This is a genomic window from Pseudomonas sp. S5D5, from assembly GCF_003013355.1.
Taxonomy (GTDB): Bacteria; Pseudomonadota; Gammaproteobacteria; order Pseudomonadales; family Pseudomonadaceae; genus Aquipseudomonas; species Aquipseudomonas aylmerensis.
In genome coordinates, this window is the sequence record NZ_PTEO01000001.1 from 6,788,856 (window position 1) to 6,802,144 (window position 13,289).

At 61.1% G+C, this 13,289-nt stretch carries 13 protein-coding genes; 7 read left to right on the plus strand and 6 right to left on the minus strand.

The genetic code is table 11. The annotated features are described in order from the left end of the window. Positions 1–6: 6 nt before the first annotated feature. The 3 genes from dsbA to C9990_RS31035 form a co-directional block, all read right to left on the minus strand. On the minus strand, positions 7–642 hold the full coding sequence (gene dsbA, locus C9990_RS31020; RefSeq protein WP_078826720.1) for a thiol:disulfide interchange protein DsbA: 636 nt from the start codon (positions 640–642) through the stop codon (positions 7–9). A gap of 169 nt (positions 643–811) precedes the next feature. Further along, positions 812–1,453 (minus strand): cytochrome c, encoded by a 642-nt coding sequence (locus C9990_RS31030; protein ID WP_065902821.1) that lies wholly within the window; start codon positions 1,451–1,453, stop codon positions 812–814. Between the two features lie 33 nt (positions 1,454–1,486). Continuing rightward, on the minus strand, positions 1,487–1,789 hold the full coding sequence (locus C9990_RS31035; protein WP_065902820.1) for a cytochrome c5 family protein: 303 nt from the start codon (positions 1,787–1,789) through the stop codon (positions 1,487–1,489). A 192-nt stretch (positions 1,790–1,981) separates the two neighbouring features. Here C9990_RS31035 and yihA point away from each other — a divergent pair, with 192 nt between their 5' ends. Then, entirely contained in the window at positions 1,982–2,623 is a 642-nt protein-coding gene (gene yihA, locus C9990_RS31040; RefSeq protein WP_106805532.1) for a ribosome biogenesis GTP-binding protein YihA/YsxC, read from the plus strand. 269 nt (positions 2,624–2,892) lie between these two features. Here yihA and polA read toward each other — a convergent pair whose 3' ends face one another. After that, positions 2,893–5,688: a DNA polymerase I gene (gene polA, locus C9990_RS31045; RefSeq protein ID WP_106805533.1), complete on the minus strand. Its 2,796-nt coding sequence runs from the start codon at positions 5,686–5,688 to the stop codon at positions 2,893–2,895. A 74-nt stretch (positions 5,689–5,762) separates the two neighbouring features. Between polA and C9990_RS31050 the strand changes: the two genes are divergently transcribed. Continuing rightward, on the plus strand, positions 5,763–6,053 hold the full coding sequence (locus tag C9990_RS31050) for a DUF2782 domain-containing protein (RefSeq protein WP_065902818.1): 291 nt from the start codon (positions 5,763–5,765) through the stop codon (positions 6,051–6,053). A gap of 56 nt (positions 6,054–6,109) precedes the next feature. Continuing rightward, a complete protein-coding gene (locus C9990_RS31055) occupies positions 6,110–7,063 on the plus strand; it encodes a homoserine kinase (protein WP_106805534.1) in 954 nt (317 codons plus the stop codon). Between the two features lie 57 nt (positions 7,064–7,120). Here the strand turns inward: C9990_RS31055 and C9990_RS31060 are convergent, their stop codons facing one another. Further along, positions 7,121–8,050: a zinc ABC transporter substrate-binding protein ZnuA gene (locus C9990_RS31060; RefSeq protein ID WP_065902814.1), complete on the minus strand. Its 930-nt coding sequence runs from the start codon at positions 8,048–8,050 to the stop codon at positions 7,121–7,123. Positions 8,051–8,108: 58 nt separating this feature from the next. Between C9990_RS31060 and C9990_RS31065 the strand changes: the two genes are divergently transcribed. Genes C9990_RS31065 through C9990_RS31080 form a run of 4 tightly spaced genes read left to right on the plus strand, consistent with a single transcriptional unit; the run spans position 8,109 to position 10,914 of the window. Beyond that, positions 8,109–8,591 (plus strand): Fur family transcriptional regulator, encoded by a 483-nt coding sequence (locus C9990_RS31065; RefSeq protein WP_065902812.1) that lies wholly within the window; start codon positions 8,109–8,111, stop codon positions 8,589–8,591. Next, positions 8,591–9,376 carry a zinc ABC transporter ATP-binding protein ZnuC gene (gene znuC / locus C9990_RS31070; protein ID WP_065902810.1) on the plus strand — a complete coding sequence of 262 codons (786 nt, stop codon included), beginning with the start codon at positions 8,591–8,593 and terminating at the stop codon, positions 9,374–9,376. Before C9990_RS31065 ends, znuC begins: the two co-directional genes overlap by 1 nt. Continuing rightward, entirely contained in the window at positions 9,369–10,157 is a 789-nt protein-coding gene (gene znuB, locus C9990_RS31075) for a zinc ABC transporter permease subunit ZnuB (RefSeq protein WP_065902807.1), read from the plus strand. Before znuC ends, znuB begins: the two co-directional genes overlap by 8 nt. A gap of 37 nt (positions 10,158–10,194) precedes the next feature. Next, positions 10,195–10,914 (plus strand): PA5502 family lipoprotein, encoded by a 720-nt coding sequence (locus C9990_RS31080; RefSeq protein ID WP_065902805.1) that lies wholly within the window; start codon positions 10,195–10,197, stop codon positions 10,912–10,914. Positions 10,915–11,015: 101 nt separating this feature from the next. Here the strand turns inward: C9990_RS31080 and katE are convergent, their stop codons facing one another. After that, on the minus strand, positions 11,016–13,178 hold the full coding sequence (gene katE, locus C9990_RS31085) for a catalase HPII (protein ID WP_256595148.1): 2,163 nt from the start codon (positions 13,176–13,178) through the stop codon (positions 11,016–11,018). Positions 13,179–13,289: the final 111 nt, after the last annotated feature.

A 13,289-nucleotide genomic window follows, 5' to 3' on the forward strand; every position in this document is an offset into this window, starting at 1 on the left:
GGCCCCTTACTTGGCTGCGCGCTCTTTGGCGATCAGCTGGTCGGCAACGTTGAGGGTCTGTTCAGGACCACCGGTAGTGCCCAGGTCGAAGCGGTATTTGCCGTTGACGATCATGGTCGGTACGCCTTGCACACCATACTTCTGCGCGAGTTCCTTGGCCTGCTTGATCTGGCCCTGGATGGCGAAGGAGTTGAAGGTGGCGAGGAACTTGTCCTTGTCGACACCCTGGGTGGCAACGAAGTCAGCCATTTCGTCCGGCTTGGTCAGGCGCTTGCCTTGTTTCTGGATCGCGTCGAATACCGCGTTATGCACCTTGTGCTCGACACCCATGGCTTCCAGGGTCAGGAACAGTTGGCCGTGGGCATCCCATGGGCCGCCGAACATGGCGGGGATACGCTTGAAGTTCACGTCCTTAGGCAACTTCTCAACCCATGGGTTGATGGTCGGTTCAAATGCGTAGCAATGCGGGCAGCCGTACCAGAACAGCTCCACCACTTCGATCTTGCCGGGTACCGATACGGGTACAGGGTTGGCCAATTCAACGTAGGTTTTACCGGCTTCAAGCGGCACGTCGGCAGCTTGTGCGGTCATGCCGAAGAGGCTGGCAGTGACGAGAGCGGCGCTGAGGATCAGATTACGCATGCTTTACTCCTGGACAAATAAAGTCGCCTCACGCGACCTTTGTTGTGACAGGTCTACGCGGGCATGAGTTCGTTAGTGTAACGGCACCGGCCACAAAAAAGGGCGGCCTGGGCCACCCTTTTTATGCTTGCATCACGGGATTAATCGAGTGTTAACGTTGCCAGGCTGATCAGTGCAGACCCTGAATGTAGCTGGACAGCGCTTCGATATCTTTGTCCGAGAGCTTGGCCGCGATGTCGGTCATCATTTTGTTGCCGGCATCGCCGTCGATGTAGCGCACTTTTTCGCGGAAATCCTTCAGCTGCTTGGCCGTGTATTGAGCATGCTGGCCACTCAGGTGAGGAAAGCCTGCAGCGGCGAGGCCGCCGCCGTCCGGAATGTGGCACGCCTTGCAGGCGGGCATGCCGCCGATAGGCTGGTCTTCAGCGAGCTTGCCGCCGCGAAACAATGCTTGGCCTTTTTCGACCAATTTCGGATCGGCAGCTCCCACACTGCCTTTCTGGCTGGCAAAATACGCCGCGATGTCTGCCAGGTCCTGGTCGCTGAGGTTGGTTAGCAAGCCGGTCATTTCCAGTACCGTGCGCTTGCCATCCTTGATGTCGTGCATCTGCTTGGTCAGGTAACGTTCGCCCTGGCCGGCCAGTTTGGGGAAGTTCGGAGCCGGGCTGTTACCGTCCGGTCCATGGCAGGCACCACACACGGCAGCTTTCGCTTGGCCGGCAGTGGCATCACCTTTAAGGGGGCCCTCTGCAGCAAAGGCAACACCGGTGACGCCCAAGGTCAACAGCAGACTCACGATCAGTTTGTTCATCAGCTAATCCAACTACGGCTAAGGGTTTAAGAGTTATCTACCGGGTTTACTCACCATCAACTCAATGACGGCCTGGTAATCCTCAGTACTGCAGTCCATGCACAAACCACGCGGCGGCATTGCCTTGAAACCCTGGTCTACGTGCTGCACCAGCGTGTCCATGCCCTGCGCCAGTCTTGGCGCCCAGGCTGCCTGGTCACCCCGCTTGGGGGCGTTCGGCAGCTGGCCGGCATGGCAAGCCACGCAAACTCGGTTGTACACCGCTTCCGGATCCTGTGTAGCCTGAGCGCCGAAAAGCGGAATCAGGACGCCGAAAGCGAGCAACCATCTGGTCATACATCGACCTTTTCAGGGTTTGAGAGCGTTTTGCGTTCTAATGCGCAATGAAGGTCTTTCGCTCCCGTGAACTTCATCCTTCGCTGGGACAAAGCACACACAAAATCTGCGGCATTATATACTGGCGCTACTGAAACGGAAACGACACCGCTTGCCGCACCCTTTCTCGGCACCGCCCACATCGGAAATCTCATGCAACTCAAGAACCCCATCCTCGGCCTGTGCCAACAGTCCACCTTCATGCTCAGCGCCGCCAAAGTTGACCAATGCCCCGATGACGAAGGTTTTGAAGTCGCCTTTGCCGGTCGTTCCAACGCCGGCAAATCCAGCGCCCTGAACACCCTGACCCATGCCAGCCTGGCGCGCACCTCGAAAACCCCGGGCCGCACGCAGCTGCTCAATTTCTTCAAGCTAGACGATGATCGGCGTCTGGTCGACCTGCCGGGCTACGGTTACGCAAAAGTACCTATCCCGCTGAAGCTGCACTGGCAGCGTCACCTGGAGGCTTACCTGGGTGGCCGGGAGAGTTTGAAAGGCTTGATCCTGATGATGGACATCCGTCATCCAATGACCGACTTCGATTTGCTGATGCTCGATTGGGCCGTCGCCAGCGGCATGCCGATGCACATCCTGCTGACTAAGGCCGACAAGCTTACCTATGGCGCAGCCAAGAACACGCTGCTTAAGGTGCAGTCCGAAATCCGTAAGGGTTGGGGCGATGCGATCACCATCCAGCTGTTCTCGGCGCCCAAGCGCATGGGCCTCGAAGAGGCTTACACCGTGCTGGCGGGCTGGATGGAATTGGCTGACAAGAGCGCGGAACTCGCGGAATAACTTTTCTGCGGGCAAAAAAAACCCCGGACTTCGTATGGGGAGGGGAAGTTCGGGGTTCAAGTTCCGGACCGCTAGGGCGGGGTCCAGATATCTGCCAACACTTAACACAACATAGGAGCATTGAAGGGCTTCACCACCCATTCAGTAACTCTGAGTTGCATTTCATGGGTTAAGTTCCGGCACGTTCAAAAAACTATTGGTAATAACCCACGGCGTTTTCTGGACTAAAGCACTCTGCCACCACCTCGGGTGGCGGCAAAGGCCCGAAATCAGTGGGCCTCGTCCCAGTTATCGCCCACGCCTACGTCCACGACCAACGGCACATCCAATTGCGCCGCCGCGCTCATGTACTCGCGGATCTTCTCGCTGACGGCTGCCACCAGGTCCTCACGCACCTCCAGCACCAATTCATCGTGCACCTGCAGGATGACCTTGGCATCCAGGCCCGATTCGGTCAGCCAGTTATCCACCAGCACCATGGCCTTCTTGATGATGTCTGCCGCCGTGCCCTGCATCGGCGCGTTGATCGCCGTGCGTTCGGCGGCCGCGCGCTCCTGGGGCTTGTTGGAATTGATATCCGGCAGGTACAGCCGGCGACCGAAGAAGGTTTCCACGTAGCCCTGGTCGGCAGCCTGGGCACGCGTGCGCTCCATGTACTCGCGCACGCCCGGATAGCGGGCAAAGTACACATCGATATAGGCCTTGGCGGTCTTGGTGTCGACGCCGATGTCCTTGCCGAGCTTCTGCGCGCCCATGCCGTAGATCAGGCCGAAGTTGATCGCCTTGGCACTGCGACGCTGGTTGGACGTGACCTGTGCCAGTTCAACCTTGAACACTTCAGCCGCCGTCGCAGTGTGCACGTCCAGGTCGTTGCGGAACGCATTCATCAGCCCCTCGTCCTTGGACAGGTGCGCCATGATCCGCAGTTCGATCTGCGAATAGTCCGCCGCCAGCAGTTTGTAGCCCTTGGGCGCGACAAACGCCTGGCGGATCCGCCGTCCTTCGGCGGTGCGCACGGGGATGTTCTGCAGGTTCGGGTCGCTGGACGACAAACGCCCGGTCGCGGCCACGGCCTGATGATAAGACGTGTGAATGCGCCCGGTACGCGGGTTGATCTGCTCTGGCAGACGGTCGGTGTAGGTGCTTTTCAGCTTGCTCATGCTGCGGTACTGCATCAGGACCTTGGGCAACAGGAAGTCATCTTCGGCCAACTTGGCCAACACTTCTTCAGCCGTGGACGCCTGGCCCTTACCGGTCTTCTTCAGCACCGGCAGGCCGAGTTTCTCGTAGAGAATCGCGCCGAGCTGCTTAGGCGATCCCAGGTTGAACGCCTCACCGGCAATCTCGAACGCCTGGCGTTCCAGCTCGACCATCTTGTCGCCCAGCTCAATGCTCTGGATGCCCAGCAGATCCTTGTCCACCAGCGCGCCCTGGCGCTCGATACGCGCCAGCACCGGCACCAACGGGATTTCGATATCCGTCAGCACACTGGCCAGGCTCGGGATGGCCGCCAGTTGCGCGTGCAGGGCCCGATGCAAGCGCAGCGTCACGTCGGCGTCTTCGGCGGCATAAGGGCCCGCCTGCTCCAGCGGGATCTGGTCGAAGGTCAACTGCTTGGCGCCCTTGCCGGCGATGTCCTGGAAGCTGACGGTGTCGTAGTCCAGGTACTTCTTCGCCAGGCTGTCCATGTCGTGCCGGGTCGCAGTGGAGTTCAGCACGTAGGACTCAAGCATGGTGTCGAAGGCAATACCTCGCACGGTAATGCCCTGGGCGGGGTCGCCGCCGATGGCGCAGTTGGCCAGGATGTTCATGTCGAACTTGGCGTGCTGGCCGACCTTGAGCTTGGTCGGGTCCTCCAGCAGTGGCTTCAACGCCAGCAACACGGTGTCGCGGTCCAGTTGCTGTGGCGCACCGATGTAGGAATGCGTCAGCGGGATGTAGGCAGCTTCGTGAGGCTCTACAGCGAAGGACACCCCGACCAGCTGCGCTTGCTGGGCATCGATCCCGGTGGTCTCGGTGTCGAACGCGAACAATTTTGCAGCATTGAGCTTCTTCAACCAGGTGTCGAAGGTCGCCTGGTCGAGGATCGTGGTGTAGTTCGTTTCTACGGGCGCCGCAGGCATCGCTTCGAGAAGATCAGCGGCGGCAGGCACCACGTCGGCGGAAGCCTTGAGCTCCACGCGCTTGGCATCGCGCTGAATCTCGTCGATCCAGCTCTTGAACTCCAGCAGGGTGTACAGCTCCAGCAGTTTTTCGCGATCCGGCTCGATCAGGTGCAAATCATCCAGGCCCACGTCCAGCGGCACATCGACCTTGATCGTTGCCAGTTGATAGGACAGGAACGCCATCTCGCGGTGCTCCTCGAGCTTGGCCGGCAACGTCTTGGCGCCACGGATCGGCAGGGTCGGCACGATATCCAGCTGCTCATACAGCTCTTTGAGGCCGCCATTCACGCCTACCAACAGGCCGGAAGCGGTCTTCGGACCAATGCCCGGGACGCCCGGAATGTTGTCGGACGAATCGCCCATCAACGCCAGATAGTCGATGATCTGCTCCGGAGCGACGCCGAATTTCTCCTTTACGCCCTCGATGTCCATCGAACTACCGGTCATGGTGTTGACCAAGGTAATGTGCCCGTCCACCAGCTGGGCCATGTCCTTGTCACCGGTAGAAATCACCACCGGGCGGCTGGCGGCCGCGCTGCTGCGGGCCAACGTGCCGATCACGTCATCGGCCTCGACGCCCTCGACGCACAGCAACGGGAAGCCCAGCGCGATCACGCTCTGGTGCAGAGGCTCGATTTGCAGGCGCATGTCATCGGGCATGCTCGGGCGGTTGGCCTTGTATTCGGCATACATCTCATCGCGAAAGGTCCCACCCTTGGCGTCGAACACCACCGCGAACGGGCTGTCCGGGTACTGCTTGCGCAGGCTTTTGAGCATGTTCAACACGCCCTTGACCGCACCGGTCGGCAGGCCTTTGGAGGTGGTCAGCGGTGGCAGCGCGTGGAAGGCGCGGTACAGATAAGAAGAACCGTCCACCAGGACGAGGGGGGCTTGGCTCATGAGCAGGATCAACCTTTTCGGCGGGTCAGGCGCTAGAATAGCCGGACCAATGACGACAAAGGGACAAGGTTATCATGCGTACATTCAATCGCCTGCTGTTGACTGGCTTGATTGCACTCGCTCCGATGGCTGCCATGGCGGCAGACAGCGCCCCTTCCGGGGATCCGGACGTTACCATTCGCACGGAAGGCGACCGGACTATCCAGGAGTACCGCCAAAACGGTTTCCTGTACGCAATCAAGGTGACCGTAAAGGGGGCACCACCGTACTTCCTGGTACGCGCGGACGGAACCGACGCGAACTTCATCCGCTCTGACCAGCCGGATATGCTGATCCCGTCATGGAAGATCTTCGAATGGAAATGATTTCTTAACTTAAATTGGCGCCGCGCACTGCGGCGCCCGTACTGGCAGTTTTAACCATGTCTGTGTTCACCCCCCTGGCTCGGCCCGAGCTGGAAACCTTTCTCGCCCCTTACGGGCTCGGCCGCCTGCTTGACTTCCAGGGGATTGCCGCTGGTAGCGAAAACACCAATTTCTTTATCAGCCTGGAACAGGGCGAATTCGTCCTGACCCTGGTTGAGCGCGGCCCCGTCGCAGAAATGCCATTCTTCATCGAGCTGCTCGACGTGCTCCACGACGCCGACCTGCCGGTGCCTTACGCCTTGCGCACCACCGACGGCGTCGCGTTGCGCGAGCTGAAAGGCAAACCGGCGCTGTTACAACCGCGCCTGGCCGGCAAGCACATCAAGGACGCCAACGCCCAGCATTGCGCCCAGGTCGGCGACCTGCTCGGCCATCTGCACCTGGCCACGCAAGGCGAGAAAGTGCTGGAGCGCAAGACCGATCGCGGGCTGGACTGGATGCTCAGCGAAGGTGCGCAGCTGATTTCGCACTTGAACGAGGCACAACAGCAGCTGCTGCAAGCGGCATTGACCGAGATCGAAGCCCACAAGGCCGACATCCTTGCCCTGCCGCGCGCCAACGTTCACGCCGACCTGTTCCGCGACAATGCGATGTTCGAAGGCACGCACCTGACCGGCCTGATCGACTTCTACAACGCCTGCTCGGGCCCGATGCTGTACGACGTGGCGATCGCGCTGAATGACTGGTGTTCGGACGTGGACGGCGTGATTGATGGGCAACGTGCGCGCGCACTGCTGGGCGCCTATGCGGGCCTGCGACCGTTCACGGCCAAGGAAGCGGAGCTGTGGCCGACCATGCTGCGGGTAGCGTGTGTACGCTTCTGGCTGTCCCGCCTGATCGCCGCTGAGTCGTTCGCAGGCCAAGATGTGCTGATCCACGACCCGGCGGAGTTCGAGCACCGGCTGGCGCAGCGTCAGCAGGTCACCGTTCACCTGCCGTTCGCGCTTTAAAGATCTACTCGGTCACTGTGGGAGCAAGCCAGCTCCCACAGGAGATCGGTGCAGCGGTCAGAGCGACTCCAGGCACCCCGCCAAGTCATTCCCCAACTTCTCCAGCACCTGCTCGTAACCCTGGGCGGTAGCCGGCGTGTAACCACCCAGCGCATCCAACTCCGCCAGCTTCACCGGCAGGCCGGCGACCAGCGTTTCAGCCAGTCGCGGACGCAACGGCGGCTCACTGAACACGCACGTCTTGCCCACTTCCTGCAGGCGCGTGCGCATCGCCGCCACATGCTGGGCACCCGGCTGAACCTCGGCGGCCACGCTGAACACGCCGGCATGCTTGAGACCGTAGGCCTCTTCGAAATAATCAAAGGCTTCGTGGAACACGAAGTAAGGCTTGTTGCCGATTGGCGCCAGGCGGGCTTTCAAGCGCGCGTCCAGGGCGTCCAGGCGCTCGTCGAAGGCCTTCACGTTGCTCTGGTAACGCGCGGCATTTTCCGGATCGGCGGCGCTGAGGTCAGTCGCCATGCGCGCGGCGATCACCCGTGCGTTGACCGTCGACAGCCACAGGTGGGCATCCAGGCTGCCTGGACGGTGATCGTGGTCATGTTCGTCGGCATCGTCGGCGTGCGAATGGCTATCTTCGGCGAAACGGCGCAGTTTCATGCCCGGCAGGTCTTGTACCGCGACCGTCGGCGCCGTACGACCTTTGAGCACGCGGGGCAGGAAACTCTCCATATCCGGACCAATCCAGTAGAGCAGGTCCACCGACTGCACGCGCCGTACGTCGGATGGGCGCAAGGCATAGTTATGCGGCGAGGCACCCGGCGGCAGCAGCACCTCCGGAATCGCCACGCCGTCCTGCACAGCCGCGGCAATCAACTGCAACGGCTTGATGCTGGTCAGCACCTTGACCTCGGCCTGAGCGGTAGCGGTAATGAACAAACTGGTGACAAATACGACAAAAACGGGAAAAAGTCGGGACACGATGACCACTCAATGGCGTAGGAACGGGTAACATAATAACGTCTCTATCAAATATCTGTCGCCGCTCATGCCTAAAACACCGCTTGCCAGCCGTCCCCACGACCACTCTCACTGCGTGCATACCGCGCTGTCGGAGGCCGATACCCTGTGCACACAGAAGGGCCTGCGCCTGACTGCCTTGCGTCGCCGGGTGCTGGAGCTGGTGTGGCAAAGCCACAAGCCGCTCGGCGCCTACGACATCCTTGGCGTGCTCAGCGAGCAGGACGGTCGCCGCGCGGCGCCGCCTACCGTGTACCGCGCGCTGGATTTCCTGCTGGAAAACGGCCTGGTGCACCGCATCGCCTCGCTCAACGCCTTTGTTGGCTGCAATCACCCGGAACACGCGCATCAGGGCCAATTCCTGATCTGCCGCGAGTGCCACGCCGCCATCGAACTTGAACAAAAAAGCATCAGCGACGCCATCATCAAGAGCTCCGCCGACGTCGGCTTCCAGGTCGAAGGGCAGACGGTCGAAGTGGTCGGTCTCTGCTCGGGCTGCCAGGGGGCTTGATGAGCAACGCGTTAATCCGCCTGGAGCAGGTTGGGGTCACGTTCGCCGGGCAAAACGTGCTGGATAACATCGCGCTGAGTGTGGAACCAGGACAGATCGTCACGCTGATCGGCCCGAATGGCGCCGGCAAGACTACCCTGGTGCGCGCCGTGCTCGGCCTGCTCAAGCCCGACACCGGTAGCGTGTGGCGCAAGCCCAAGCTGCGCGTCGGCTACATGCCGCAGAAACTGCACGTGGATCCGACCTTGCCGCTGTCGGTCCTGCGCTTTCTGCGCCTGGTGCCCGGCGTGGATCGCACTCGCGCCCAGGCCGCGCTCAAGGAAGTCGGCGCCGAACAAGTCATCGACAGCCCCGTGCAGAGCATCTCCGGTGGCGAGATGCAGCGCGTGCTGCTGGCCCGCGCCCTGCTGCGCGAGCCGGAACTGCTGGTACTCGATGAGCCCGTGCAAGGCGTCGACGTGGCCGGCCAGGCCGAGCTGTACAGCCTGATCACCCGCCTGCGCGACCGCCATGGCTGCGGCGTGCTGATGGTCTCCCACGACCTGCACCTGGTAATGAGCACCACCGACCAGGTGGTGTGCCTGAATCGCCACGTCTGCTGCTCAGGTCACCCGGAACAGGTCAGCGGCGACCCGGCGTTCGTCGAGTTGTTCGGCAAGAATGCTCAGAGCCTGGCGATCTACCACCACCATCACGACCACGCCCATGACCTGCATGGCGCCGTGGTCGACGACCCCACCGCACCTCACACCCACGTTCACGGAGATAGCTGCAAGCATGGCTGATTTTCTGCTCTACGCCCTGCTGGCAGGCTTGGCTTTAGCGCTGGTGGCGGGCCCACTGGGCTCGTTCGTGGTCTGGCGACGCATGGCCTATTTCGGCGACACCCTGTCCCACGCCGCGCTGCTGGGCGTGGCCATGGGCTTTTTGCTGGATGTAAGCCCGACTATCGCCGTGACCGTAGGCTGCCTGCTGCTGGCGGTGCTGCTGGTGACCCTGCAGCAGCGCCAGCCGCTGGCCTCCGACACGCTGCTGGGCATCCTGGCGCCCAGCACACTGTCGCTGGGGCTGGTGGTGCTCAGCTTCATGCATGAAGTGCGCATCGACCTGATGGCCTACCTGTTCGGTGATCTGCTGGCGATCAGCCCGACCGACCTTGCCTGGATCCTCGGCGGCAGCGCCGTCGTGCTGGTGTTGCTGGTCGCCCTGTGGCGTCCGCTGCTGGCGATCACCGTGCATGAAGAGCTGGCCACGGTGGAAGGGCTGCCCGTGCCGACCCTGCGCATGGCGCTGATGTTGTTGATCGCCGTGGTGATTGCTGTCGCGATGAAGATTGTCGGCGTATTGTTGATCACATCGCTGCTGATCATCCCAGCCGCCGCCGCCCAGCGCCACGCCCGCTCACCCGAGCAGATGGCCATCGGCGCCAGCCTGCTGGGGATGCTCGCCGTTTGTGGGGGCCTGGCGTTGTCCTGGTTCAAGGACACGCCGGCCGGGCCGTCAATTGTGGTCACGGCCGCCGCCCTGTTTCTGCTGAGTTTTGTCCTGCCCCGCCGAGGGGTGTAGACTTGCTCGCTTTTTGCGCAAATAGAGAGTCGCAGGAATGAAGCTGTTCACCTCCCGTTATCTGCTCCTTGCCGCATTTTCCCTGCTGCTGGGCGCCTGTCAAAGCACACCGCCCGCCGCCCCCGAGGCCCCGGACGCGCGCGCTGCGGCCATCGCACAGCTGGAGCAAAACCTGGCCAGCAGTGAGCTGGCCACCGCCGAAGACCAATTGGCCGCGTTGCAGGCCCAGTCGCCCAACGACCCGGCCCTGGAGACTTACCAACGTCAGCTGGCCGAGGCCTACCTGCAGCGCAGCCAGATCGTGCTGCAAAAAGGTGACGTCAACGCCGCCGCCACTGCCTTGAGCCGTGCCCGTGCGCTGATGCCCAAGGCGCCGGCCCTGACCGGCGGCGTCAACAGCGCCATCACCCATGCGCGCAAAGCCGAGCTGGACAAAGCCGAGGCCGCCCTCAAGGCCGCCGAAGCCAAGCCTGCCGCCAAGGTCATCGACCCGGCCGCGCAAAGCACCACCGTCGCGTTGAACCTCACCGACATTGAAGCGCTGCGCCATCAACTCGATGCCATCGCTACCGACGTGGTGAATTACCAGTGCGACGTGAGCATCCAGGCGCCGCGCACGCAGGATTACCCGTGGTTGGCCACGTTGCTGACCAAACGGGTGAAGCGAATTGATTCGGGGTATGACCTGAAGATCCACCGGCAGATTCTGAAGAATATTCCGGCGCAGGTTGTGCTGATTCCGCGCAAGGCGCAATAAAAGCATCGCAGGCAAGCCAGCCCCCACATTTGAATGTATTCACAATTCAAAATGTGGGGGCTGGCTTGCCTGCGATAGCGGTCTAACGGTCAATCAAGCGTTTAAGCCGGAATCGCCTTGGCCTTCGGCTCGCGATCCCAAACCCGGTGCTGCGCAATCGCCGCAAAGAAGGCCTTGAACGCTTTCGCATCCGACCCCACGATCAAGCCCGCATCCACCTCCAGCTTCAGCAGATCCAGCAATGGCTTGGCGTCATTGGCGACCGTGATCGCCTTCAGGTGCTTGTACGCCTCCAACAGGAAGTGCAGCGCCACACCGTCGCCGCTCAATGCCTGCACCGACTTGGCACCCCCTGGCACAAACACCGCGTCAAACGCGATGGACGGCATGCCTTCCATCGACGCATCGACCTTCAAGCTCTTGCCATCGGCGGTTGTCACCGGTGCCGAAGTCGGCCCCAGCAACTTGGCGTGGGCACCCTCGGCTTCCAACGCCTTCTTCAACGCGGCAATCGCCACGCCATCCACGCCGTTGGCGGCCAGAATCGCGACTTTGCGCGTCTTGATATCGCCCGACAGCAGGTTCACCTGGCTCAACGCCGGCGACTCCTTCAACGACGACTTGCGTGGCGGCACGGTGCCTTTGGTCGGCGCCGGCAGGCCCAGGTTCTGCGCAACGCGCTTGGCCAGTTCCAGATCGATGTTGGCCAGGATCTCGTTCACCTGACGGGCACGGATAAACTCGCGCTCAACCTTGCCCAATTCGAAGCTGTAGGCCGCAATGATGTGCTCTTTCTCGTGGTGGCTCATGCTGTGGAAAAACAGCGTGGCCTGGGAGAAGTGATCGCCGAACGACTCACTGCGCTCACGCACCTTGTTGGCATCGACGCGCTCGTAATAGGTCTCGAACCCACCGTCCTGGGCGGCAGGAGGGGTTTCCTTCGGCCAACCGCCGTCAATGGAATTGGGCTCGTAGGCCGCGCGCCCCTTGTCGATCACCGTGCGGTGCTGGGCGTCGCGCTGACCGTTGTGGAAAGGCACCACCGGCCGATTGATCGGCAACTCATGAAAGTTCGGGCCACCGAGACGGCTGATCTGCGTATCCGTGTAGGAAAACAGACGACCTTGCAGCAACGGGTCGTTGGTGAAGTCGATACCCGGCACGATATGGCCCGGGCAGAACGCAACCTGCTCGACTTCGGCGAAGAAGTTGTCCGGGTTGCGGTTAAGCACCATCTTGCCCAACGGCGTAATCGGCACCAGCTCTTCGGGGATGATCTTGGTCGGATCGAGCAGGTCGAAATCGAACTTGTGCTCGTCCTCTTCGGCGACGATCTGCACGCCCAACTCCCACTCAGGGTAGTCGCCGCTTTCAATCGCTTCCCACAGGTCGCGACGGTGGTAATCGGTATCTTTACCGGCAAGCTTTTGCGCTTCGTCCCACACCAGGGAGCAGGTGCCGACTTTTGGATGCCAGTGGAATTTCACGAAACTCGACTTACCTTCGGTGTTGATCAACCGGAAGGTGTGAATGCCGAACCCCTGCATCGCGCGCAGGCTTTTTGGAATGGCGCGGTCGGACATTGCCCACAGCACCATATGCGCCGATTCCGGCTGCAGCGAGACAAAGTCCCAGAACGTATCGTGGGCCGAGCCGCCGGTTGGAATTTCATTGTGCGGCTCAGGTTTTACCGCGTGGACGAAGTCGGGAAACTTGATCGCGTCCTGAATGAAAAAGACCGGCATGTTGTTGCCCACCAGGTCGAAGTTGCCTTCGTCGGTGAAGAACTTCACTGCAAAACCGCGCACGTCGCGCACCGTATCGCCGGAACCACGCGGGCCCTGCACGGTGGAGAAGCGCACAAACACCGGGGTTTTATGCTCGGGGTTGCGCAGAAAGCCGGCCTTGCTCAGCGCTGAATGGTTTTCATAGGTCTGGAAATAACCATGCGCGCCAGTACCGCGGGCATGCACGATACGCTCCGGGATGCGCTCATGGTCAAAGTGCGTGATTTTTTCACGCATGATGAAGTCTTCCAGCAGCGACGGGCCACGGGAGCCGACTTTCAGGGTGTTCTGGTTGTCGGAAATCTTCACGCCTTGGTTGGTACGCAGGGCCTGGCCGGTCGCATCGGAGCGGAATTCCTCCAGGGCCTGCAGCTTGGCGTTGGTGTTGCCACGGTCCAGGGTATCGGTGCCGGCAAGTTCACTCTTCGGCGGGGTGGCTGGCTTCTTGGTACTCATCAGACAAAACTCCTTATTCAAAGTGGCCAGAGCGGTCCCCGGCTCGTTTGAGCAAAACCCCAGGCACGGCACCTGGGAAATCGAGTTGCTTAAGTAGTGACTGACACGGTTTTGTACCGTTCCTTTTTTATG

What these genes read in the sequence shown, in the direction of transcription:
- dsbA (WP_078826720.1), bottom strand. Translation starts at nt 642, where the DNA reads ATGCGTAATCTGATCCTCAGCGCCGCTCTCGTCACTGCCAGCCTCTTC.
- C9990_RS31030 (WP_065902821.1), bottom strand. Translation starts at nt 1,453, where the DNA reads ATGAACAAACTGATCGTGAGTCTGCTGTTGACCTTGGGCGTCACCGGT.
- C9990_RS31035 (WP_065902820.1), bottom strand. Translation starts at nt 1,789, where the DNA reads ATGACCAGATGGTTGCTCGCTTTCGGCGTCCTGATTCCGCTTTTCGGC.
- yihA (WP_106805532.1), top strand. Translation starts at nt 1,982, where the DNA reads ATGCAACTCAAGAACCCCATCCTCGGCCTGTGCCAACAGTCCACCTTC.
- polA (WP_106805533.1), bottom strand. Translation starts at nt 5,688, where the DNA reads ATGAGCCAAGCCCCCCTCGTCCTGGTGGACGGTTCTTCTTATCTGTAC.
- C9990_RS31050 (WP_065902818.1), top strand. Translation starts at nt 5,763, where the DNA reads ATGCGTACATTCAATCGCCTGCTGTTGACTGGCTTGATTGCACTCGCT.
- C9990_RS31055 (WP_106805534.1), top strand. Translation starts at nt 6,110, where the DNA reads ATGTCTGTGTTCACCCCCCTGGCTCGGCCCGAGCTGGAAACCTTTCTC.
- C9990_RS31065 (WP_065902812.1), top strand. Translation starts at nt 8,109, where the DNA reads ATGCCTAAAACACCGCTTGCCAGCCGTCCCCACGACCACTCTCACTGC.
- znuC (WP_065902810.1), top strand. Translation starts at nt 8,591, where the DNA reads ATGAGCAACGCGTTAATCCGCCTGGAGCAGGTTGGGGTCACGTTCGCC.
- znuB (WP_065902807.1), top strand. Translation starts at nt 9,369, where the DNA reads ATGGCTGATTTTCTGCTCTACGCCCTGCTGGCAGGCTTGGCTTTAGCG.
- C9990_RS31080 (WP_065902805.1), top strand. Translation starts at nt 10,195, where the DNA reads ATGAAGCTGTTCACCTCCCGTTATCTGCTCCTTGCCGCATTTTCCCTG.